Annotated in this window: 17 protein-coding genes and 1 tRNA gene; 13 read left to right on the top strand and 5 right to left on the bottom strand. The window is 62.1% G+C overall.

Annotated elements, in window-relative coordinates; translation table 11 throughout:
• Positions 1 to 98: 98 nt before the first annotated feature.
• From ACN0X7_RS12975 to ACN0X7_RS12985, 3 genes are all read right to left on the bottom strand, one after another.
• Positions 99 to 3,407: a TIR domain-containing protein gene (locus ACN0X7_RS12975; protein WP_417517884.1), complete on the bottom strand. Its 3,309-nt coding sequence runs from the start codon at positions 3,405 to 3,407 to the stop codon at positions 99 to 101.
• Complete coding sequence (locus ACN0X7_RS12980; protein ID WP_417517886.1) at positions 3,404 to 5,215, bottom strand: tetratricopeptide repeat-containing protein; 1,812 nt, start codon at positions 5,213 to 5,215, stop codon at positions 3,404 to 3,406. The genes ACN0X7_RS12975 and ACN0X7_RS12980 overlap by 4 nt, the downstream gene beginning before the upstream one ends.
• Positions 5,216 to 5,314: 99 nt before the next feature.
• Positions 5,315 to 5,524 carry a cold-shock protein gene (locus tag ACN0X7_RS12985; protein WP_417517888.1) on the bottom strand — a complete coding sequence of 70 codons (210 nt, stop codon included), beginning with the start codon at positions 5,522 to 5,524 and terminating at the stop codon, positions 5,315 to 5,317.
• 357 nt (positions 5,525 to 5,881) lie between these two features.
• Between ACN0X7_RS12985 and ACN0X7_RS12990 the strand changes: the two genes are divergently transcribed.
• Entirely contained in the window at positions 5,882 to 8,176 is a 2,295-nt protein-coding gene (locus tag ACN0X7_RS12990) for an NADP-dependent malic enzyme (RefSeq protein WP_417517890.1), read from the top strand.
• A gap of 17 nt (positions 8,177 to 8,193) precedes the next feature.
• Here the strand turns inward: ACN0X7_RS12990 and ACN0X7_RS12995 are convergent.
• Positions 8,194 to 8,267, bottom strand: a tRNA-Gln gene (locus tag ACN0X7_RS12995).
• Positions 8,268 to 8,405: 138 nt separating this feature from the next.
• On the opposite strand from ACN0X7_RS12995, the gene ACN0X7_RS13000 reads away from it, so the two are divergent.
• From ACN0X7_RS13000 to ACN0X7_RS13050, 11 genes are all read left to right on the top strand, one after another.
• The gene (locus ACN0X7_RS13000; protein ID WP_417517892.1) at positions 8,406 to 9,392 is read left to right on the top strand and encodes a Ppx/GppA phosphatase family protein; all 987 of its coding nucleotides are present in this window, start codon (positions 8,406 to 8,408) and stop codon (positions 9,390 to 9,392) included.
• 4 nt (positions 9,393 to 9,396) lie between these two features.
• Positions 9,397 to 10,113, top strand: a complete 717-nt coding sequence (locus tag ACN0X7_RS13005) for an RlmE family RNA methyltransferase (protein WP_417517894.1) — start codon at positions 9,397 to 9,399, stop codon at positions 10,111 to 10,113.
• A complete protein-coding gene (locus tag ACN0X7_RS13010) occupies positions 10,100 to 11,644 on the top strand; it encodes an MBL fold metallo-hydrolase (protein ID WP_417517896.1) in 1,545 nt (514 codons plus the stop codon). Before ACN0X7_RS13005 ends, ACN0X7_RS13010 begins: the two co-directional genes overlap by 14 nt.
• 80 nt (positions 11,645 to 11,724) lie before the next feature.
• A complete protein-coding gene (gene guaB, locus ACN0X7_RS13015) occupies positions 11,725 to 13,185 on the top strand; it encodes an IMP dehydrogenase (protein WP_417518045.1) in 1,461 nt (486 codons plus the stop codon).
• Between the two features lie 6 nt (positions 13,186 to 13,191).
• On the top strand, positions 13,192 to 14,481 hold the full coding sequence (locus ACN0X7_RS13020; protein ID WP_417517898.1) for an RsmB/NOP family class I SAM-dependent RNA methyltransferase: 1,290 nt from the start codon (positions 13,192 to 13,194) through the stop codon (positions 14,479 to 14,481).
• A 51-nt stretch (positions 14,482 to 14,532) separates the two neighbouring features.
• On the top strand, positions 14,533 to 15,042 hold the full coding sequence (locus ACN0X7_RS13025; protein ID WP_417517900.1) for a tetratricopeptide repeat protein: 510 nt from the start codon (positions 14,533 to 14,535) through the stop codon (positions 15,040 to 15,042).
• Positions 15,043 to 15,118: 76 nt separating this feature from the next.
• A complete protein-coding gene (gene guaA, locus ACN0X7_RS13030; RefSeq protein ID WP_417517902.1) occupies positions 15,119 to 16,666 on the top strand; it encodes a glutamine-hydrolyzing GMP synthase in 1,548 nt (515 codons plus the stop codon).
• Between the two features lie 3 nt (positions 16,667 to 16,669).
• Entirely contained in the window at positions 16,670 to 17,632 is a 963-nt protein-coding gene (locus ACN0X7_RS13035; RefSeq protein ID WP_417517904.1) for a hypothetical protein, read from the top strand.
• Positions 17,633 to 17,864: 232 nt separating this feature from the next.
• Positions 17,865 to 18,467 (top strand): DJ-1/PfpI family protein, encoded by a 603-nt coding sequence (locus tag ACN0X7_RS13040; RefSeq protein WP_417517906.1) that lies wholly within the window; start codon positions 17,865 to 17,867, stop codon positions 18,465 to 18,467.
• Between the two features lie 224 nt (positions 18,468 to 18,691).
• Positions 18,692 to 20,161 carry a SulP family inorganic anion transporter gene (locus tag ACN0X7_RS13045; protein ID WP_417517908.1) on the top strand — a complete coding sequence of 490 codons (1,470 nt, stop codon included), beginning with the start codon at positions 18,692 to 18,694 and terminating at the stop codon, positions 20,159 to 20,161.
• Positions 20,158 to 21,039 (top strand): universal stress protein, encoded by an 882-nt coding sequence (locus ACN0X7_RS13050; protein WP_417517910.1) that lies wholly within the window; start codon positions 20,158 to 20,160, stop codon positions 21,037 to 21,039. The genes ACN0X7_RS13045 and ACN0X7_RS13050 overlap by 4 nt, the downstream gene beginning before the upstream one ends.
• Here the strand turns inward: ACN0X7_RS13050 and ACN0X7_RS13055 are convergent.
• On the bottom strand, positions 21,032 to 21,781 hold the full coding sequence (locus ACN0X7_RS13055; RefSeq protein WP_417517912.1) for an arginyltransferase: 750 nt from the start codon (positions 21,779 to 21,781) through the stop codon (positions 21,032 to 21,034). The two genes, ACN0X7_RS13050 and ACN0X7_RS13055, sit on opposite strands and share 8 nt — an antisense overlap.
• An 82-nt stretch (positions 21,782 to 21,863) precedes the next feature.
• Here ACN0X7_RS13055 and ACN0X7_RS13060 point away from each other — a divergent pair, with 82 nt between their 5' ends.
• Complete coding sequence (locus tag ACN0X7_RS13060; RefSeq protein WP_417517914.1) at positions 21,864 to 22,733, top strand: hypothetical protein; 870 nt, start codon at positions 21,864 to 21,866, stop codon at positions 22,731 to 22,733.
• Positions 22,734 to 22,745: the final 12 nt, after the last annotated feature.

Below are 22,745 nucleotides of genomic sequence, written 5' to 3' on the forward strand. Positions count from 1 at the left end.
CCTGCACGCAAAGCCAAAAGCCTAAACGGGATGGCTGGTCCGGGTACACATGGCAGGCGGTGGCCATTCGTATGGAGACCAGCCCTGCGATTCAGGGGTTATTCGGGTGGTGTAACTTCCTCGCCCCGGTCACGCGCCACCAGCCATTCCGCCCATTCGGTGGTGTGAAAGGGCCATTTTGGTCGCCATTCCGCCGGGCTGGATTCGCGCTCGCGTCCCGCACCGGTGATGCACCATCGCGGCGGTTCCGGCGGCAGGAAAAAGGTGCGGCGCTGCTTGAGGCTCAGGCAGCGGGGCATGCGATCCTGCATCGCGGCGACATAGGCGTCGGCGTCCGTGTTCAGTCGCCATTCCTGCGGTCCCTGCCAGCCCCAGGTCACCAGTGTCTGGCCATCATCGAATACGGCCTTGGCGAAGACAGTCGGGGCATAGTCGCCGAAATCCATCGTGAAATCGGCCAGCTTGCGGCCTGTCCCGACGTCCCAGACAACCGTAACGGCATCGGCGCTGGCCAGAAACAGCGTGTCGTTCGCGGCGAATCTCGGCTGCCTGAGGCCCGCCCGTCCCGGATATCGCGGCTGGAGGCTGACACGCCCGGTTCGCGCTTCGATGACGTTCAGATTGCCGTCGTCCCCGCGCGTGACCAGAAAACGCCCCGAGGCGGAGAAATTCGGCTGCGTCAGTTTCGAAAGCGGCAGCGCGTACTCGGCTGCTTTTGCACGCCGTTCCAGATCCCAATACACCGCCTTCTGCTCTTCCGGACTGTAGAACAGCGCGAAATCGGCGTCCGGCGACACTGCGATCCGCGCATCGGCAAGGGGCGTTTCGTGCGTCCAGAGAACTTCTGAAAGGCTTCGGTCGAACATGGTCAGCGTGCTGCGATTCTGCTGGACGATGATGCGTTGCCCATCCGGCGACACCCGGGGCTCGGAAAGATCGCCAAGCTCTCCTTCGGTCGGGCTCCACGGTTGAAAGGGGCGATGTCCGATGCGCGCACCGGATCGGGCATCGAAGGTCTGGATGGATGACTTCTTGTCGGTGACGACGTGCGCGGCGACGGTGGTGACAGCACCGTCCATATCGACGCTCCAGATGTTGCCCTCCGCCCGGTTCAGCATGCATCGGGTCACCGATCCATCGGCGGTATCGATCAGGCACACGTCGGGTCTGTCTCCCGTTCTCCGATCCTGCATTCTGGCGAGCACCAATCCGGCATCGTCGGAGAATTTCTCGTAGACGTGGATGGGGCCGTCGCCCGCGCGGTAGTGCAGATGACCGTCGCGGACGCCGAAAATCCCGGCCTCGCTCAGGGCAAGAAGCCTGGAATCCCGTGAGTAGACCGGTTCCCCCTGGTAGCCATCAATCAGGGAGTCCCCGTCGGGCCGCATCGCGGCAGGCAATGCCCAGAGACGCACCGTGCCGTCTTCCGACAGGGACAGCGCCTTCGTGCCGTTCTCGATCAGCCAGACCTGCTGGACGACCGTTTCATGTCCAAGCAGACGCGCGCGTACTTCATTCGTTTGCGGATTCCAGACCTGCAACTCGCCCGTACTTCCGGCTGTCACGACCGTGTTCCTGTCCGGTGCGATGGCGGCGTCGAAGACCCAGCCTTCGGGCCCGGCATGACTGGCAGCCGTCGTCTTGCCGTCCAGATCGTAGATCAATGTCCGGCCGTCTGCGCCGGTGATGAAATACCACCTCGAATCCGGACTGAAGCCGATCCGCAGTTGCGAGATGTCACGGTTTGGCGTCGCACCGTAGAATGCTGCCGTTTCGCCATTCATGATCCAGGTCTTGTGCTCCGATGCGGCGGCCAGCCACTTGCCATCGGGACTGAATTTCAAAGTGTCGGGATGTTTCAGCGGCCCCTTGAACTCCCGTCCGGAATTGCCGATCACGCGCCGCGTCCTGCCGTCGTACAGCATGACAAAACCGTCTTCTGCCAGGGCGAACCGGCTGCCATCCCGGGTCACCGCCATGGTCTTCGCGGAACTCCGGGTGAGAAGTTTCGCATCGGGGAGCGTGAAGACGCTGGCACCGCGTTCGCGATCGGTCACCGCGACGGTGCTGTCGTCACCGACAAAGCCCATTCCCGTCAGACCGTTCTCCGACACGACCAGTCTCCGCACCTCAAGGGTTTCATCGACCGGAACGACCAGCAGTTCGCCCCGTTCGCCGGTGGCAAGAACCATCTGGCTGTCGGCGCGAAAGGCGGGTGCCAGCGGCGCGCGGTTTCTTGCCGTGCTGGTGACAGTGCGGATCAGGCGCATCTCGCGCAGGTCATAGAGTTTCACCTCGCCGCTCTCGGACGAATGGACCGCGAGATAGCGTTCGTCGGGCGACAGCGCTCCGCGCATGTGCGCGCTGCCGGTCAGCAGGATATCGATCTCCTTCAAGGCCCGGTCGGCCTCTGCCAGGGCCAGCAGGGGTTCGTCGACCAGCGGACGGTCACGGCGCAGCGGCTCGATGCTGCGGCTGTCGGGCAGGGCCTCCAGCGCCAGCAGGGCCGCCTCAACCGGACGGTCGGTTTCGATCTGCGCCTCGGCAAGCTGGGTCAGCAGAAGGGACTGGTTCTTCTGGGCGCTGTCTCGCTGCTCGATCGCCTGCTGGCGTGCCGTTTCAGCCTGGGCACGGGCCGTCAGCGCCTGCTGTTCATTCTCGACGGCTCTTCGCTCGTTTTCCAGCGCGGTCTCGCGTTGCAGATAGGCAAAGCCCGCCAGAGCCATGGCCGCAACCAGCCCGACGAGCGAGAACGTGACGGTCAGCCGCTGTCTGCGCGTGGCGGCACGACGGCTTTCGCCCAGATAGGCTGCCTGTAAGCCGGTGACATCAGGTGCATCCGCCGGACGCGTGTCGCGCCAGCGCTCGGCATCTGAAATATCCTGCCCTCTCAGCAGCAGACGGGCCGGGCGTCCGGCCGCCGACCAGCGTTGGGCCAGCCCGGCAAGCCTTGTGTGCTCCCTGACCCAGTCGATGTCCGTGTTCAACGCCGAGACGAGGTTGTCAACGGCGTCCTGGAAGCGGTCCCGCTCGGTACAGAAGATGAAATTGAGGCGCGCCAGCAGCGGCGGGATCTCTCCGCTCTCGACTTCCTCGATGACAATCGGCGCGACGCGCTTGTTCAGCGACGTGGCGTATTCGACTTCCCAGGCGCATACCTCGGAAGCGACCGAATGCGGACTGAGCAAGAACACGATCGTGTCCGCTTCCTGGATCAACTGCTCAAGACGACCGCGCCATTCCTCGGTCGGCAGGATGTCGTCGGTGTCCTTGAAAACGCCGAAGTGCCGTTCCCTGAGGACGTCGGCGATGGATTGCGCGCGCTCGCGATCCTTGCGCGAGTAGGACAGGAAGACCTTCGCCGTATCGTCGGGAAGTTGATCGTCCGGGATCAGGGCCTCGGTCATCCGTTCACCAGCCGCTGCAGATGATACATCGGAAAACTGCCATACCCCTTGGCCAGCGGCTGCTGGCCGACATAATCGCACCGGTAGTCGTCCGGGCAGGCGATCGCGAGCGCCGCGGCCGTCTGTTCGGTGACATAGACCGATCCTTCCGGCGTGATCGGCTCGATGCGGGCCGCGCGGCTGACGTGGAAACCGAAGCAGTTCATCCGGTCGAGCACCGGATCCCGGGCGATGTAGACCGGACCGTAATGGAAGCCGAGCCGCAGGCCCAGCGTGTCCGGCAGGCCGTGTGCAGCCCTGTCGATGGCAGAGACGGCATCCTGCAGGGCAAAGGCGCAGTCCGCCGCCGCGCCCAGATCGTCGAACACCAGAAAGATCCCGTCACCCCAGGTGTTGGAGAACCGCAGACTTCCCTGCTGCGCTTTCAGGACCTCTGCGATCGTGCCGAGAACCTGATCGATATAAACGGGAAGCTGTCTGTCGGTGAGTTTACTGAACCCCTTGAGATCACCGAAGATCATGGAACGCCGTTCGCGCCGGAACGGCCGGACGGGATCGGGGAGCGGGGGCGGCTCCGCCGGTTTGCAGGGAAGGCTGGATCGCACCGGAATGACAACCTGCCTGAACGCGGCGGCTTCTCCGATTTGCATGTCATGGGTCGTTCCCGCGCTGGCGGAGGTTCCGGAGCGACCGTCCCAGACGCTTACCTGACAGGCTTCGGTATCCAGCCACTGCGCGCGCAGTCGCGCCAGGCCCAGCGCATATTCGGTCGCATAGCCGAACAGTTCGTCATCTTCCAGCCATTCGTCCTGCGTTACGAAGTGAACATCCTGCGCCCGCTCAAGGCAGGCATGAAAGCGGCGTTCCCATTGCGGTCCGGAAGGGCGCACGGAAATGTCCAGAAACTCCTCCTTTCCAAAGGGCAGGACGATCACCAGTTCGACCCCGGCGGCCAGGGCCGCCTCGGCGGCCAGGATATCGGCACCGGCCGCCAGGCTGCCGATGGCGCGGCTGAAACGCCGAGTACCGAACAGATCTCTCAGGCTTTCGGCGACTTCCTGCTCCTGATCGGCGGCAAACCGGCCCGCCTTGCCTTCGGCAGCGATGATGTGGCCGCTGAAATGCAGGATGGCGGGCAGGGTGAGCGGGGCGAGGATCCCGCTGTCGATACCTTGCGTCTCACAGATCAGGCGCAGTTGCTTGCGTGTTGTCGAGAGCGGTCCGTAGCCCGCATCCTCCATCGCTGCCGCATGCACGATGGCCTCGCGCGCGTCATCGATCCGCCGCAACAGCAACAGCGCTTCAGCCCGGGTCGCCTCGGCGTAGTACCCATCCGAGTCGCGTTTCCCAACGGCCTCGCGCAGTGCACGGGTGGCCCATTCGCGGGTATCGTCCAGCGCGTTCGAAAGGCTGCAGAGTGTCGCGACATTGATCGCGGGATAATAACCGGGATCGACCGCATAGGCTTCCTTGTAGGCGCTGATGGAATCCGCCAGATGGCGCGCGACAATCACGCCGCCGCCGGGCAGGGCAAGATCCTTGGACAGGCGGGCCTTCAGGCTCAGGGTCTCGCTGTTCCGTACGAGATGGAGCCCCAGATCGTCGAACTTCGCCAGTGCCTGCGCGACCGCACCGGTGCGTGCCAGTGTCAGGACCAGCGCATGCTTCAGGTCGGAGTCATCGGGCCATCGCGCCAGAAATTCGGAGGCCAGATCGTATGCCGCGAGATACTCGCCGCGTTTCAGGTCGGCACGCACCCGCGCCACAGCGTCGTCGAGCGTCGGCTCTGTCGTCAGGGTCGCATTCATTCGCCGATCATTGCATCGAATGGATGCGATGCAAAAGAAAACGCCCCCGGAACTGGTTGTTCCGCGGGCGCTTCATTTCGTCCGGTGTGAGCCGGAAAATCAATCGGCGGGTGAGAGGTTCTCAGCCGACTTCTTTCCGTTACGTCCGGTCAGGAGTTCAAAATTGACCCGCTGGCCTTCATCGAGGCCCTGCATTCCAGCACGCTGGACGGCGGAAATGTGACAAAAGGCATCCGCACCTCCCTCATCGGGGGTGATAAAGCCGTAGCCTTTGGTCTGGTTGAACCACTTGACGGTTCCTGTCGGCATTGGTCGATCCTTCAAACATATACATGTACGCCAGCGATTTTCGCTGACAACCTCGTTTCAAAGCCGTCACCGCATTCAATGTACCGGGCTGTTACACCCACTGAAACGCGCTCACGGCAGAGACCCGCACTAAGAATATGCCTTTTTTCGTGCGAAAAGACAAGTGGGGCCGCAAAAAAGTCATTGCCGTATTCCGCATCGGCAGACCGGTGACGAACGGGAGGAGAAACCGGGTCCGGCCGGGCGAGTGCCGCGCGATATCGACATCGTCTCATTATTCGATTGCGTTTGTTACGGCACCGGTCAGGCTGTGGGCCGTGCACGCGTCGAAAATGAGAAAAATTGGGGGTTCGCGCAATGGCTCAGAACATTTCGGATGAACTCAGATCCGGTTCGCTGGTCTATCACAGCCAGCCGAGACCGGGTAAAATCGAGGTCAATCCGATCAAGCCGCTGGGCAATCAGCGCGATCTGGCACTGGCCTACAGCCCGGGCGTTGCGTCGGTGTGCGAGGCGATTGCCGAGGATCCCTCGAAGGCCGCGCTTTATACATCGCGGGCCAACCTGGTGGCGGTGATCTCCAACGGTTCGGCGGTGCTGGGCCTGGGATCAATCGGCCCTCTGGCCTCGAAGCCCGTGATGGAAGGCAAGGCCGTCCTGTTCAAGAAGTTCGCCGGAATCGATGTTTTCGACATCGAGATGGATTGCGGCGACGTGGATCGACTGTGCGATGCCATCGCGATGCTGGAGCCGACCTTCGGCGGCATCAACCTGGAAGACATCAAGGCCCCCGAGTGCTTTCAGATCGAGGAACGTCTGAAAGCAAAAATGAAGATTCCGGTGTTCCACGACGATCAGCATGGCACGGCCATCATCGTCGGCGCCGCCGTGCGCAATGCCATGCAACTGGGTGGCAAGGATATCTCGGAAATCAAGATCGTCGCATCGGGTGCCGGCGCGGCGGCGTTGGCCTGCCTGAATATCCTGATTGCTTTGGGCGCACGGCGGGAAAACATCTGGGTCACGGATATCGAGGGCGTGGTCTATCAGGGGCGCGAGGTTCTGATGGACCGCTGGAAGGCGGCCTTTGCGCAGGCGACCGACGCCCGAAAACTGGATGACGTGATTGATGGGGCCGATGTGTTTCTCGGACTGTCGGCCGGCGGCGTTCTGAAGCCGGAGATGCTCGCGAAGATGGCACCCGCGCCGCTGGTGCTGGCGCTGGCCAATCCAACCCCGGAAATCATGCCGGACTTGGCGTTGCAGACCCGGCCCGACGCCATGATTTGTACCGGCAGGTCGGATTTTCCAAACCAGGTGAACAACGTCCTCTGCTTCCCCTACATGTTCCGGGGCGCGTTGGACGTCGGCGCGACCGCGATCAACGAAGCGATGAAGCTCGCGGCGGTCGAGGCCATCGCGACGCTGGCGCAGGCTGCACCCTCGGAAGTCGCGGCCAAGGCCTATGGCGGCGAGACCACGCTGTTCGGAAAGAACTCCCTGATCCCGAGTCCCTTCGATCCGCGCCTGATCCTGCATGTCGCGCCGGCCGTTGCCAGGGCGGCCATGGACAGCGGTGTCGCCACCCTGCCGATCGATGATTTCGAGGCCTACGAGGAGCGTCTCGATCGCTTCGTCTTCCGTTCGGGACTGGTCATGAAGCCGATCTTCGCCCAGGCGAAGGCGGCACCGCGCCGGGTGATCTACGCCGAGGGCGAGGACGAGCGCGTGCTGAGGGCCGCCCAGGTCGCGCTGGAGGAAGGTATCGCCAAACCCATTCTGGTCGGACGTCCGGACGTCGTCCAACAGCGTCTGGAAAGGTTCGGACTGAACATTCGACCGGGCGACGATTTTGAACTGATCAACCCGGAGAACGATCCGCGCTACCGCCAGTATGTGGATGCCTATCTGCAGCGCACATGGCGGCGCGGCGTGACGGCGGATCGTGCCCGCACGCTGGTCCGCACGCGGCCCACGGTCATCGCGGCGCTCGCTGTCGCGCAGGATGAGGCCGATGCCATGATCTGCGGTCTGGAAGGCCGTTTCGACCGGCATCTGGACCACATCCGCGGGGTTGTCGGACTGGCTGACGGTGTACGCGATTTCTCGACGATCAGCATGATCCTGCTTTCCAAGGGCGTGTATTTCCTGGCCGATACGTACGTGTCCTACAGCCCGGCGTCAGAGGAACTGGCAGAGATGGCGATCATGGCCGCCGCACAGGTCCGGCGATTCGGCATCGAGCCCAAGGTCGCGTTGCTGTCGCATTCGAATTTCGGCAGCCGTCCGACCGAAAGCGCCGAGAAGATGAGAATCGCGGCGCAACTGGTCAAGCAGATGGATCCGGATCTGGAAGTCGAAGGTGAAATGCACGGGGATGCGGCGCTGGACGAGAATTACCGCGCGCGTTCCTATCCGCTGTCCGAACTGACGGGTGCTGCAAACATCCTGATCATGCCGAATCTGGACGCGGCGAACATTTCCTATCAGTTGATCAAATATATGGCGGACGCGTTGCCGGTCGGGCCGATCCTGGTCGGTGCCGCCAGGCCCGCACATATCCTGACGCCGTCCGTGACCGCCCGCGGGGTCGTGAACATGACCGCGCTCGCCGTGGTCGAGGCCCAGAGCGCGGGGCGTCTGCCGATATGATGCGTCTGCCGGAGGGCTGGCTGGGGGACTAGGATTCGAACCTAGATTGACGGAGTCAGAGTCCGCTGTCCTACCATTAGACGATCCCCCAACGGCGGCCCGCTTTCTAGGGTTCGCCGTTCGATCTGTCAACAAGGGTCAACCATGCGCATCGCGGGTTAACAAAACGGCTCGCGCCTTGCTATCTTCTGGTGGACCGCATCGGGCTATCGAAAAGGAAGGGAGCAGCGTGGCAGACGATCGTTTCAGACGCCGAAGCTATGCTGCGATCGACCTTGGCACGAACAATTGCCGCCTGTTGATCGCCCGCCCTGACGGCGACAGTTTCCGGGTGATTGACGCCTATTCACGCATCGTACGGCTGGGCGAAGGCGTTGCCGACAGCGGTCTGCTGGCCCAGGAGGCCATGGACCGGACGATCGATGCCTTGAAGATGTGCGCCGACAAGATCGCCCGCCATCACTGCTGGGATGTTCGCTGCGTGGCCACCGCCGCCTGCCGGTCCGCAGCCAACGCCCCCCCCTTCGTCGAGCGGATCCGCGCCGAGACCGGCCTGCGCATGGAAGTGATCGACGCCGCCGAGGAGGCGGCACTTGCACTGGCCGGATGCCGCTCCCTGATTTCGGAATCATCCGAGACAACGCTGGTTTTCGATATCGGTGGCGGCAGCACGGAAATCGCCCTGGCGGAAATGACAGCTTCGGGAGAGCACGCGCTTTCGACCTACCGGTCGTTCCCGGTGGGTGTGGTGAACTTCGCCGAACGCTTCGGCGGTGTCGATGTGGACGAGGCCAGCTACCAGCAGATGGTCGCCGCCGCGATGGAGATCATGGCACCGTTCCGGACCGCGCACGAGGCGGCGCTGTCGAAGGGGTACCGGCTGCTGGGCACGTCCGGCACGGTGACCACGCTGGCCGGTGTGTATCTGGATCTTGTCCGCTACGACCGGCGTGCGGTGGACGGCCTGACCATGCCTGCCAATCGCATGACCGAGATTTCGGAGCACCTGCGGTGCCTGAACCTAGTCGAGCGCGCGGCGCATCCCTGTGTCGGCCCGGGCCGCGCCGATCTGGTCGTCGGGGGATGCGCGATCCTGCAGGCGATCCTGAACCTGTGGCCTGTGGAACAGATCACCGTCGCCGACCGTGGGCTGCGGGAAGGTATCCTGCTGCAGCTGATGAATGACGATGCACTGTTTTCCGCGGCGGGGGACTGAACGGATGGCCCGTGCCACAGGTCCCGGCGGCGGCGGACGCCACCTCACCCAGAAGGTCAAGACCGCCAGAGGCCGGAAACTCTCGTCGAAGCGCTGGCTGGAACGTCAGCTCAACGATCCGTATGTCGCCGAAGCGAAGGCGCTGGGCCTGCGTTCCCGCGCCGCCTTCAAGCTGATACAGCTGGATGATCGCTACAGCCTGCTGCGCAAGCGGGACCGGGTCGTCGATCTGGGGGCGGCACCGGGCGGCTGGTCTCAGGTCGCGCGGCAACGCGTCGGCGAGGCCGGATTCGTGCTGGCCGTCGACATCCTGGAGATGGAGGGGCTGGCCGGCGTCGAGACCATGCAGCTCGACTTCACCGAGGAGGGTGCCGATACAAAGGTGATCGAGGCCATCGGCGGGCGTGCCGACACGGTGCTGTCCGACATGGCTCAGCCAGCGACGGGCCATCGCCAGACCGATCACCTCAGGATCATGGCGATGGCGGAACTGGCCTATGATTTCGCCAGACAGGTCCTGCGTCCGGGGGGAGCCTTCGCGGTCAAGCTGCTGCAGGGCGGTGCGCAGGACGACTTTCTGAAGATGATCAAGCGCGATTTCCAGAAGGTGCGTTTCGCCAAGCCGGACGCGAGCCGAAAGGATTCGGCCGAGAGCTATCTCGTCGCAACAGGCTTCCGGGGCGGGAAAGAAGAGGATGGAGCAGACGATGCAGCGGCCTGATGTTTCGGGATTCTATGATCAGGAGACCAACACGCTGACCTACCTGGTTGCCGACCCTGCAACGGGCTCGGCCGTGATCATCGATCCGGTTCTGTCGCTCGACCTCGTCCATGCCTCATTTGACGATGATGCGATCAAGCCGGTCCTGGAAGCGGTGGCAAAGCGGGGCCTGAAGGTTACCCGCGTCCTGGAAACGCATCTTCACGCCGATCACGCCACCGCTTCGCGGCGGCTGCGCGACCGTTTTGACGTGCCGGTCTGTATTGGCGAGGGGGTCCGGAAGAACCTGCCGCTGTTCAGGGACCTCTATGACGCGCGGGATGTTGATGTGGATGGCGCGCAGTTCGATATGCTGTTCCGAGACGGTGATGTTTTTTCCATCGGTGAGCTGAATGCGACAGTCATGGCGACACCGGGACATACACCCGGCTGCGTGACCTACGTGATCGGCGATGCCGCCTTCGTGGGCGATTGCCTGTTCATGCCCGATTTCGGCTCGGCGCGGTGCGATTTTCCCGGCGGCGACGCGCGAACGCTCTACAGGTCGGTGCGCCGCATCCTCGATCTGCCGCCCGAAACCCGGCTGTTCACCTGCCACGATTATCAGCCCGGCGGGCGTGAACTGGCGTTCGAAACCACTGTCGCCGAACAGCGCCGCAGCAATGTCCACGTGAGGGACGGCGTGACCGAGGACGCATTTGTGGAAATGCGGAACCGGCGGGATTCGGATCTGTCATTGCCGCGCCTGATCCTGCCCGCCGTGCAGGTCAACATCAGGGCAGGGGCGCTGCCGCCCGTCCAGTCGAATGGCCGCCGTTACCTCACGCTGCCGCTGGGCAATTTCGCAGGTCTGGAGGACGATATGACCGACATATGCCTGAAACCGACGGATCTCATCGACAGCGACCATCCCGACGTCATCGCCTATGCCGAAAAGGCGGGAAAGGGCGAACCGGATCCAAAGCAGCGCGCCATCAATCTCTACTACGCGGTGCGCGATGACTTCCGCTACGATCCCTACAGCGTCGACATGACCGAAGATCATTTCCGGGCGAGCGCGTGCATGGAGCGTGGCTACGGTTTCTGCATCACCAAGGCCGGGTTCCTGGCAGCGGTGGCGCGGGCGTCGGGCATTCCGGCGCGGCTGGGTTTTGCCGACGTCCGCAATCATCTGTCGACCGAGCGGATGCGCGAGAAGATGGGCACGGACCTGTTCTGCTATCACGGCTTCACCGAACTGTTCATCGACGGCAAATGGGTCAAGGCGACCCCCGCCTTCAATCTGGAACTCTGCGAGAAATTCGGTGTTCTGCCGCTGGAGTTCGATGGTGAGACGGATTCGGTGTTCCATCCGTTCACCGCGGACGGGGCGAAGCACATGGAATATGTGACCGACAGGGGCAGTCGGAACGATATGCCGTTTCAGGAGATCAGCGACTGCTTCCGCGAAATCTATCCCTACATGTTCGACGAAGACGGATCCGGCGGTGCCGACTTCGCAGCCGAGGCCGCGCAGGAGAGCCAATCGTGATGTGACGGTTTGGCGGGGTTGGGAATCTGTCCCGCATGCTCTATATCGCTCACCTCTGAGGCCATAAGGAAACTGCCGTGATCAAGATTCGCGAAGCACTCACGTTCGATGATGTGCTGCTGGCACCCAGGGCGTCGTCCGTGATGCCCGCCGAAGTGACCACCAGAACGCGCGTCACCAGGGAAATCATGCTCGGCATCCCGTTGATTTCGGCCGCCATGGATACGGTCACCGAATCCAACATGGCGATCGCCATGGCCCAGGTCGGCGGGATCGGCGTGATCCACAAGAACCTGACCGCCGAGGAACAGGCCGAGGAAGTGCGCAAGGTCAAGCGCTTCGAAAGCGGGATGGTCGTCAATCCGGTGACGATCTATCCGGACGAACCCCTGGCCAATGCGCTCGCCCTGATGTCGACGCGCCACATTTCCGGCATCCCCGTTGTCGAGCGGCGCAGCCGCAAGCTGGTCGGTATCATCACCAACCGCGATGTGCGGTTCGCCAACGACATGCGTCAGCCGGTGTCCGAACTGATGACGCGGGAAAATCTCGCCACGATCGAGGAAGGCAACATCGATCAGGGTGAGGTCAGGCGGCTGCTTCACAAGCGCCGCATCGAGAAACTGCTGGTCGTGGACAATGATTACCGTTGCGTTGGCCTGATCACGGTCAAGGACATCGAGAAGGCCGAAACGCATCCCTACGCGTCCAAGGACGAACAGGGGCGTCTGCGCGTGGCCGCCGCGACCGGGGTTGGCGACGACGGCTTCCGCCGGACCGAAGCCCTTCTGGATGCGGGCGTGGATCTGGTCGTCGTGGATACCGCGCACGGACATTCGGCGCGCGTGCTGGAAGCGGTCAGCCGCATCAAGAAGCAGTCCAACTTCACGCAGGTCATCGCCGGTAACATCGCGACCGGCGACGCGGCGCAGGCGCTGATCGACGCCGGCGCGGATGCGGTCAAGGTGGGTATCGGACCGGGTTCCATCTGCACGACACGGATCGTCGCCGGTGTCGGCGTTCCGCAGCTTACGGCGATCATGGACGTCGTGGAGCGCTGTCAAAAATCAAACACGCCGGCGATTGCCGACGGCGGCATCAAATATTCGGGCGATCTGGCGAAGGCGATTGCCGCCGGTGCCTCCTGCGCCATGGTCGGGTCGCTGTTGGCGGGCACGGACGAAGCGCCCGGCGAGGTTTTTCTCTATCAGGGACGCTCCTACAAATCCTATCGTGGCATGGGGTCTGTCGGTGCCATGGCACGCGGCTCCGCCGACCGCTATTTCCAGGAAGACGTGTCGTCCGAACTGAAGCTCGTGCCCGAAGGCATCGAGGGCCGCATCGGCTATAAGGGAGCCGCCGAACCGGTCCTGCATCAGCTTGTTGGCGGCTTGCGCGCGGCGATGGGCTATACCGGGTGCGCGGACATTGATTCCATGCGAACCGAATGCGAGTTCCTGCGGATTACAAATGCCGGTCTTCGGGAAAGCCACGTTCATGATGTCGAGATCAGCCGCGAAGCGCCGAACTATTCCGGCTGATCTGACATGAGACCGGGGGCACGGCTGGCGGCCGCGATCGAGGTGCTCGATGCGATTGACGGCGAAGGCCGGCCTGCGGACCTGATCGTCAGGGACTACTTCAAGTCGCGACGCTATGCCGGTTCGAAGGATCGCCGTGCCGTCGGTGAACTTGTCTTCGGCGTTCTGCGGCGGCGGGGTGAACTCGACTGGCGGCTGGCGTCGGCGGGTCTGGAAGCCTTCAACCGGCTGAGGGTTTTGCTGTTCGCCCGGATGAACGATGTCGCGACCAGCTTCGGCGGACCGCACGATCCCGAACAACCATCCTCGGAAGAGCAAGAGAAGCTGACCCAGAGCGCCGGGCTTGATCTCGACACGGCTCCACCCTCCGCGCGACTGAATTTCCCCGCCTGGCTGGAGCCGCAGCTGGCGGACAGCTTCGGACCGGACTGGCAAGCGAGGGCAGGGGCCGCGCTGGCCGGGCGGGCCGCAACCGACCTTCGGGTGAACAGGCTGAAGCAGGATCGCGACAGCGTACTTGATCATCTGTGCGCCGACGGGATCGAGGCCGAACCCTTCTGGCTCGCTCCGGATGCGATCCGCCTGCAGAAACCGGTCCGTCTGGAAGACCACCCGCTCTACCGGTCGGGCGTCATCGAGATCCAGGACGCGGGCAGCCAGTTCGTCGGACATCTGCTGGGTGCCCGGGCCGGAGAGACGGTCGCGGACATCTGCGCCGGCGCGGGCGGCAAGACGCTGCTGATCGCGGCGGGAATGCAGAACGATGGAAGGCTGATCGCGTCGGACGTCGATCCGAAGCGGCTCAGCCGCCTTGAAGCACGTGCCGCGCGGGCGGGCGCGACCTGCGTTGAAACGCACCATGTTGCCGCTGACGCGCCCTGGCCCGCAGAGTGGATCGGGCGCATGGACCGCGTTCTGATCGATGCGCCCTGCAGTGGCACAGGCACCTGGCGGCGGCAGCCCGACCAGCGATGGAAATTCACGCAGGAGCGGCTCACGGAACTCTGCGGCATTCAGTCGGCTGTGCTGGACAGGGCTTGTGAACTGGTCAGGCCGGGCGGGCGGCTGCTGTATGTGACCTGCTCGTTCCTCAGGGCCGAGAATGAGACGGCAGTCACAGAGTTCCTTGAACGGACGCCGCAGTTTCATCCGGTGTCGCGAGAGGAACTGGCGCGCGATGTCAGTATTCCCGCGGCGTTCGCCGAGCCGGGCATTCATCCGTGGTTCAGTCTGTCACCACATGATCACGGTGTTGACAGCTTTTTTGCGGCTGTATTGACCCGCGCGTTGCGCTAGCATCGCCGAAGGCTCGGTCTGGCAATGGTAAGAGATACCAGGAGTACGAAAATGATGAGATCAATTCGCGGCATGGCTTCGGTGATGGCCGTCGCCGCCATCGCGCTTTCGCCGGTCGGCGCTTTCGCCATGGGGTCGAGTTCGTCGGACGATTCGAGTTCGTCCTCGTCCTCGTCGTCCAAGCCGGCGGCTGCGGCCAAGCCGAGCGACTACAAGATGGGTGTGGCGGCGGTCGAGGCCCAGGACTGGGACAAGGCGATCACGCACATGTCGGCCGCGATCGATGCCGATCCGCAGAATGCCGACGCTTTCAACTATCTTGGCTATGCCAAGCGCAAGTCCGGAGATCACCTGGGTGCGCTGAAGGCCTATCGTGTGGCGCTGGATATCAATCCCGAACACAAGGGTGCCCACGAATATATCGGGCAGGCCTATCTCGAGATCGGCAATGTCGAAAAGGCCGAGGAGCATCTGCAGCAGCTCGATTCCATCTGCACCTTCGGGTGCGCCGAATACACGTCGCTGAAGAAGGCGGTATCGAAGGCCAAGGGCACCAGCTGAGCCATCTGTTCCAGCCCCGCTGGACAAGACATGACCGGCCCGCTAGACGAAGGTTTGTTCATCTAGCGGGCCTTCCATGACAGACAGCATCCTTATCGTCGACTTCGGGTCTCAGGTGACCCAGTTGATCGCGCGCCGCATCCGTGAATCCGGCGTCTATTCCGAAATCGTTCCTTTCGACAAGTCGGTCGAGGCGCTCGATCGCATGCAGCCGAGCGGGATCATCCTGTCCGGCGGCCCGGCCAGCGTGACGTTCGAGGCCACGCCGCGGGCCCCGGCGGAACTGTTCGAATCGGGACTTCCCGTGCTGGCGATCTGCTATGGCCAGCAGACCATGGCGGCGCAGCTCGGCGGAGAGGTTGCGCCGTCCGAAGCCAAGGAGTTCGGGCGGGCCGATCTGGAGGTCGTCGATGGCTGCGCCCTGTTCGACGGGGTCTGGTCGGTCGGCAATGCCTATCGCGTCTGGATGAGCCACGGCGATTCCGTGACCCGGCTGCCGGAAGGTTTTCGCATCGTCGGCAAGTCGGCCAATGCCCCCTATGCCGCGATTGCTGACGAAGAATCAAAGCGTTACGGCGTACAGTTCCATCCTGAGGTGATGCATACGCCGGACGGCGCGGCGCTGCTGGGCAATTTCTGTCACCGGGTCTGCGGTTGCGTCGGCGACTGGACCATGACCGCCTTCCGCGAACGTGAGATCGAACGCATTCAGGAGCAGGTCGGTGACGGCAAGGTGATCTGCGGCCTGTCAGGCGGTGTCGATTCCGCCGTCACCGCCGTTCTGGTCCACGAAGCCATCGGCGATCAGTTGACCTGCGTCTTCGTCGATACCGGCCTGATGCGTCTGAACGAGGCCGAAGAGGTCGTGACCCTGTTCCGCGACCACTACAACATCCCGCTGGTCCATGTGGATGCCGGCGACACCTTCATGAACGCGCTGGCAGGCGTCACCGATCCGGAAGCCAAACGGAAAGCCATCGGCGGCCTGTTCATCGACGTGTTCGAGGAGGAGGCCCGCAAGATCGGCGGGGCCGACTTCCTGGCGCAGGGCACGCTCTATCCGGATGTGATCGAATCCGTCTCCTTCTCCGGGGGGCCCAGCGTCACCATCAAGTCCCACCACAATGTCGGCGGCCTGCCCGAGCGGATGAACATGAAGCTGGTCGAACCCCTGCGCGAACTGTTCAAGGACGAGGTCCGTCGTCTGGGTCACGAACTGGGCATGCCGGATGCCTTCATCGGCCGCCATCCGTTTCCGGGGCCGGGTCTGGCCATCCGCATCCCCGGCGAAGTCACCAAGGAACGCGCCGATACGCTCAGGATCGCCGACGCGATCTATCTCGACGAGATCCGCAAGGCCGGCTTCTACGACGACATCTGGCAGGCCTTCTCGGTGCTGCTGCCGGTGCGGACCGTGGGTGTGATGGGCGACGAGCGGACCTATGACAGCGTGCTGGCGCTGCGCGCGGTCAATTCCACGGACGGCATGACCGCGGACTACTACCCGTTTCCGCACGACTTCCTGTCGAAGACAGCCACCCGCATCATCAACGAAGTGCGCGGCGTGAACCGGGTGGTCTATGACGTGACCTCCAAACCGCCGGGCACGATCGAGTGGGAGTGATTCTTGCTGAAATCAGATCAAGTATGGAACGCTGATCCACCTATTGAATTTGGGTATTTGCATTCCATAAACCAGTCAGTAATAAGATTGCAGAGTAAGTTTCCATATTTTCTGAATACCGTTGATCAGTCTAATTTAATTATTGCTAGTGATTATTCTGGACAACACAAAGAAAGTGAATATGAAGCGTTTTCATTTTTTATTACTACCAGCAATAACTTATGCAGTTGGATGCCTAGTCTAATTGAATTTCGGGAAAAATTCTTACCTGACGGACGAAATTTGTCATTTAAAAAAATTAGGGAGCCAGTTCGATGGAGTGCATTTCCACATTTTCTAGATATAGCCGGTAAGTTAAACGCTAATCTCATCACGGTATTGATCCATAAGCAGGTGGGAACCTTTGTCGATGGAGGGCCTTCTGCAATAAAGGAAATTCTTCCCGAGTGCTTCCCAAACGCTGCGAAGTTGGGAACGGTGGAGAAAATGATTCGTCTTGCCAACTTTATTTCACTATTTCTGAGCGCTCTTAGGAAAAAAGAACAACGGGCGTTTTGGATCAGCGATGAAGATGAGGCATTCGATACATTTGAAAAGAGAGAAGGGTTTTGTAAACTAGCGACATATATGCATTATGGAATAACGGGTGAAATAGATGAATCGGGGATTTTTCTTGGCACTACCGAGATGAAAAACGCCCCTGCTTGGTCTGAAGATCTGGCAGCGATTGCTGACATAGCTGCAGGTTCATACTGCAAATTATCAAATGTTCTGCCTACTAACTATGGAATTAAGAACTGGACAGTAAGAATTAAACCGCAAAAAGATATTGACGAAAGAGCGTTAGTTTTTGGCGACTGGATTTCGAAAGATGATCTTATTCTGAAAAGCTTGCTTATTAGAGTGGAGTTAGATTGTGATAGGCAAATTCGCACCTCTGCACAGGTTTTCACTCGCAATCGTTAGAATTATGTCGCATCCGTCGAGCGACCTGATTGAAAACATCGCCTTTTAGAATGCTGTTAGCGCTTGCAGCATAAACCCGTTGTCGCGTAAGGAAACGCGTAACAAGCGGACCTGACGGACACCAATGTGCCGGGTGGAAGTTCAGGTTGCCTGGCGGTCATAATTCGAACAAGAGCATGTTCTTCATGGGCCTCTCTGACGTTGTGACCAGAGCGGACAAGAGGCGCGCATCATGAAGATATCGATCCTGACGTTCCAGGGCTTCAACGAGATCGACTCGCTGGTCGCCTTCCGGATGCTGCACTGGCTCGGCATGGACGGCTGGGAGATCAAGGTTTGCGCCCCCGAAGCCGAAATCACGTCCATGGGTGGGCTGGCCGTCCGTTCGCAGTCCATGCTGGAGGACGCGGCGCATGCGGACGCCGTCATCGTCGGAAGCGGCAGCCAGACGCGCGACATCGTCGAGGATCGATCCATCATGGACCGGATCGCGCTGGACCCGGCAAAGCAGGTCATTGCGGCGCAATGTTCGGGCACGCTCATGCTGGCCCGGCTCGGATTGCTCGGCGGTGTTCCGGCGTGTACGGATTCGTTCACCAAGCCCTGGGTGCAGGACGCGGGGATCGAAGTGCTGAACCAGCCGCTCTACGCCAGCGGCAGGGTCGCAACGGCAGGGGGGTGTCTGTCTTCCGCCTATCTGACGGCGTGGGTGGTGGCGATGCTCGACGGCATCGATACGGCGACGCGTGCATTGCATTATTTCGCGCCGGTCGGTGAGAAGGACGCGTTCGTCGAACGTGCGCTCGGCAATATCACGCCGTATCTCCCCGCCTGATCCGGTCCGCAGCGATGTTGGTCGGTGCACGGTCGGACCTTGATGCTCTGTTAGCACTTGCAGCATAAAACCCAAGTCGGGTAGGGATACCCGCATCAACTCGACCCGGCGCATTCTGGCGGCACGGGTGGCTCGACCGGGCGACTTATCCCTCGGACAACGATCAGTATCTCGCGCTCCTTGCCAAAGGGGCGGGTGTTGCTGTTCCTCGGAACGGAAATGACTTGCTGAATTTTTCTGCGCTGCAGCGCGAATGGCTCTCCAATCCGCGCGGCGATATCCTTGCGGGTATCGTCGTCGCGCTTGCCCTGATCCCGGAAGCGATCGGGTTCTCGATCATTGCGGGGGTCGATCCGAAAGTCGGTCTCTACGCCTCCTTCTCGATTGCCGTGATCACGGCCCTGGTCGGCGGACGGCCGGGTATGATCTCGGCCGCAACGGCGGCCATCGCCGTTCTGGTGGTGCCTTTGATCCGCGACCACGGTGTCGAATATCTGTTCGCGGCAACCATTCTGATGGGCGTGTTTCAGGTCATCGCCGGCGTGCTGCGTCTCGATCTGCTGATGCAGTATGTGTCCCGTTCGGTGATCACCGGGTTCGTCAATGCGCTCGCGATCCTGATCTTCATCGCGCAACTGCCGCAACTGATCGATGTCACCTGGGTCACCTATGCGATGGTCGCGGGCGGACTGGCGATCATCTACCTGTTTCCGCTGATCACGAAAGTCATTCCGTCCCCCCTCATCGCCATCGTGGTGTTGTCGCTGATCTCGATCTTCGGCGAGCTTGAGGTCAACACGGTAGGCGACATGGGCCAGTTGCCGGACGCCCTGCCGTTCTTCGCGCTGCCCAATGTGCCGCTGACGCTGGAGACACTGCAGATCATCCTGCCGTATTCCCTGACCATGGCCGCCGTCGGCCTGCTGGAATCCATGATGACCGCCCAGATCGTCGATGACCTGACCGACACCAACAGCAACAAACAGCGCGAATGCGGCGGGCAGGGCGTCGCCAACTTCGTGACCGGATTCTTCGGCGGCATGGGTGGCTGTGCGATGATCGGGCAGTCCGTGATCAACGTGAAGTCCGGCGGCAGCACGCGCCTGTCCACCATGGTCGCCGGCTGTTTCCTGCTGTTCCTGATCGTGGTGCTGGGACCGCTGGTCAGCCAGATCCCGATGCCGTCACTGGTGGCGGTGATGATCATGGTTTCCATCGGCACCTTCAGCTGGCGGTCGGTGAAGGACCTGCGGACCCATCCGTGGCAGTCGTCCGTGGTGATGGTCGTGACCGTGATCGTGGTGGTCTGGACCCATGATCTGGCGCAGGGCGTGCTGGCCGGTGTCGTGCTCAGCGGCCTGTTCTTCGCCAGCAAGGTGAAGGGCCTTTTCACCGTCATTTCCGAATTGTCCGACGACGGGCGGACGCGCACCTACCGATTCACCGGTCAGGTCTTCTTCGCCTCGACCGAGCGTTTCACCGAGGCTTTCGACTTCCGGGAAGTCATCGACCGGGTCGTGATCGACGTGTCGGATGCGCATTTCTGGGATATTTCCGCCATCGGTGTGCTCGACAAGGCTATCCTGAAGTTTCGGCGCGAGGGCGCGACCGTCGAGGTCACCGGCATGAACCAGGCCAGTACCGCGATGGTCGATCGTTTCGCCACCCATGACAAGCCGGGGACGGAAGCGTGAATCAGCAGCACGAAGCGGGGCATGCCAAGCGCATTCTGGCGTGCATCGACGCATCGGCCTATGCCACCAGCGTCAGCGATCTCGCGGCCTGGGCGGCGGACAGGCTCTCGGCAAGTGTCGAGGTCCTGCACGTCGTCCAGCGCAAGGACGCCGTCGCCGCGCGCAAGGATCTCAGCGGCGCCATCGGTCTCGGCGTCAAGTCGGACCTGCTGGAAGAACTCACCCGCATCGACGAGGCGGAGGCCAGGCTGGCTATCGAACGCGGACGGTTGCTGCTGGATGCCAGCGTGAAGCGCCTGCGTGATGCCGGGATTGCCGAGGTGATGCCCCTGCATCGTCACGGCGGCATCGTCGAGACCATCATCGAGCGGGAACAGGATTCGGTCGTCGTGGTGATCGGCAAGCGCGGCGCGTCGGGCGAATTCGCCGCCGATCATCTCGGCTCCAAGGTCGAACGGGTCGTGCGGTCCAGCGCGAAGCCGGTGATCGTCGCGCCGCTTGCCTTCCGTCCGCCGGATACGGCGGTCATCGCCTATGACGGCAGCGCGCTTTCGCTGAAGGCCATCGAGATCGTGGCGTCATCCGATCTGTTCGACGGCATGGCTGTCCATCTGGTCAGTGCCGGGCCGGATCACGCCAGTCAGCGCAGCAAGCTGGAACAGGCCGCAGCCCGGCTGACGGGACGGCGTGGAGAGATCGTGACGAAGATGCTGGACGGGCAGGCGGACCGGGCGATCCGCGACTATGTGGCAGACCTGCCGGCGGGCATGCTGGTGATGGGAGCGTACGGCCATTCGCCGCTCAGGCGTCTGATCGTCGGCAGCACCACCACCACGATGATCCGGACGGTGGATGCGCCGATCCTGCTGATCAGGTAGTGCCAATGTCCGAGGTCGACTGGTCCGGATCCAGATCCAGCCAGCCTTCGGGTGTCAGTTCCTCCAGCGGACGGAAGCTCGCCTTGTAGGCCATCTTGCGGCTTTCCCCGATCCAGTAGCCCAGATAGACGTTCTCCAGGTCCTCCCTGCGGGCATGTTCGACATGCCACTGGACGACATAGACACCCAGGCTGCGGGCGGCGGCGGCGGGCAGAAAGAAACTGTAGACCAGCGAGAATCCGTCCTGCATGCGGTCGGTCAGGCAGACGGCCTGAAGTTCACCCTCCGCGTCCCGGAATTCGACCAGGAAACTCTCGACGGGCGTGTCCTCGATCATGGCCCGGTAGTCCCCGAAGCGCATGTCGGCCATGCCCCCGTCGGCATGACGTGAAGACAGATACTGACGGAACAGGATGTAATGCTCGCGGGTCGCGATCGCGGGCACGATCCGCGAGGTCAGATCCTCGTTGCGGCGCCAGGTTTTGCGTTGCGTCCGGCTCGGTTGGAAGCGTTCCACCGGGATGCGGACCGGAACGCAGGCGTTGCAGTTGTCGCACGCCGGGCGGTAGGCCAGATCCTGACTGCGGCGGAAACCGGCGGTCGACAGCACACTGTGCAGATGATCGGGTTCGTCACCGGACAGAAGCGTCACCACCTTCCGTTCCATCTTGCCATCAAGATACGGGCACGGAGTCGGTGGCGTGGCGAAAAAATGCCTCAACGGAATCTGGACGCGCTTCATGATCCAAAGCCTAGATCAGCAATTGCTAACATGCAGCAAATGATTTCGTGACCCTGCCACGCCGCGTTGACAGGGGCGGTGGATGGTCATAGTTCCCACATCCATGACTGACCGGCCCGTCCATTTCTTCGTCCATGTCCCCAAATGCGCGGGACGCAGCATCGAGCTGCATCTTGAGAAGTATCTGGGCGAGCGGTTTCTGTACCTGCGGCGCAAGCGGGGACTGAAACGGCATCTTTCCAGCGAGATCTACCGTCTGCCGCAGCGTTTCGATCCGGCCGGGACCGATGCGGTTTCCGGACACGCGCTGGGGCGTTCGATGGCATCGCATTTCAAGGGGCGCGAAATCCGCGAATCCGTGCTGCTGCGTGATCCGCTCAGCATGCTGGTCTCGTTCTACAATTTCAGGATGAGCCGCTTCACGGTCGAGGGCTGGCCCCACGTCAGCTTCGAGCGCTTCTATCAGAGCCGCCACGTCAACCCGATGAGCACCTTCCTGCTGGTGAACTATCTGGAGCTGTCGTGGACCCGTCTGGCGCGGATGCCGCGCGCCGAGAAGTTCGAGCGGTTGTCGGAACGACTGGCCGATTTCTGGTTCGTCGGCGACTACCGGCAGTGCGATTCCCTGATCGGGCGGATCAGCGTGGAATTCGGCATTCCGGATCAGGCACCCCGCGCCAATGTGCTGGAAAAGAAGCTGCTGACCGTCGACACGGTGTCGGCAGCCATGCGCGACCGCATCCTGGACGAATGCGCGCTGGATCAGGCGATCTACGATGCGTGGGCAGGGCGCGGCTACGACAGGATGGACGACCGGCCGCCTGCCCCGGTGCTTCGGGATCGGCCCGGCCTGATCGTCGCGCACGAGGCGAAACGTCAGATCGAGAACGCGCGGATCACGGCGATGCGCAAGCGGCTGGGCCGTCTGCCGCGTCCCGAGGAGGAGGCGTAGGCGGGAAGAGGA

It is taken from the genome of Minwuia sp., from assembly GCF_048263705.1.
Taxonomy (GTDB): Bacteria; Pseudomonadota; Alphaproteobacteria; order Minwuiales; family Minwuiaceae; genus Minwuia.

Bases quoted from the DNA above. Each gene is read 5' to 3' on its own strand.
- ACN0X7_RS12990 (WP_417517890.1), top strand. From the start codon at position 5,882: ATGGCTCAGAACATTTCGGATGAACTCAGATCCGGTTCGCTGGTCTAT.
- ACN0X7_RS13060 (WP_417517914.1), top strand. From the start codon at position 21,864: ATGGTCATAGTTCCCACATCCATGACTGACCGGCCCGTCCATTTCTTC.
- ACN0X7_RS13055 (WP_417517912.1), bottom strand. From the start codon at position 21,781: ATGAAGCGCGTCCAGATTCCGTTGAGGCATTTTTTCGCCACGCCACCG.
- ACN0X7_RS13005 (WP_417517894.1), top strand. From the start codon at position 9,397: ATGGCCCGTGCCACAGGTCCCGGCGGCGGCGGACGCCACCTCACCCAG.
- ACN0X7_RS12975 (WP_417517884.1), bottom strand. From the start codon at position 3,407: ATGACCGAGGCCCTGATCCCGGACGATCAACTTCCCGACGATACGGCG.
- ACN0X7_RS13025 (WP_417517900.1), top strand. From the start codon at position 14,533: ATGATGAGATCAATTCGCGGCATGGCTTCGGTGATGGCCGTCGCCGCC.
- ACN0X7_RS12985 (WP_417517888.1), bottom strand. From the start codon at position 5,524: ATGCCGACAGGAACCGTCAAGTGGTTCAACCAGACCAAAGGCTACGGC.
- ACN0X7_RS12980 (WP_417517886.1), bottom strand. From the start codon at position 5,215: ATGAATGCGACCCTGACGACAGAGCCGACGCTCGACGACGCTGTGGCG.
- ACN0X7_RS13040 (WP_417517906.1), top strand. From the start codon at position 17,865: ATGAAGATATCGATCCTGACGTTCCAGGGCTTCAACGAGATCGACTCG.
- ACN0X7_RS13010 (WP_417517896.1), top strand. From the start codon at position 10,100: ATGCAGCGGCCTGATGTTTCGGGATTCTATGATCAGGAGACCAACACG.
- guaA (WP_417517902.1), top strand. From the start codon at position 15,119: ATGACAGACAGCATCCTTATCGTCGACTTCGGGTCTCAGGTGACCCAG.
- ACN0X7_RS13020 (WP_417517898.1), top strand. From the start codon at position 13,192: ATGAGACCGGGGGCACGGCTGGCGGCCGCGATCGAGGTGCTCGATGCG.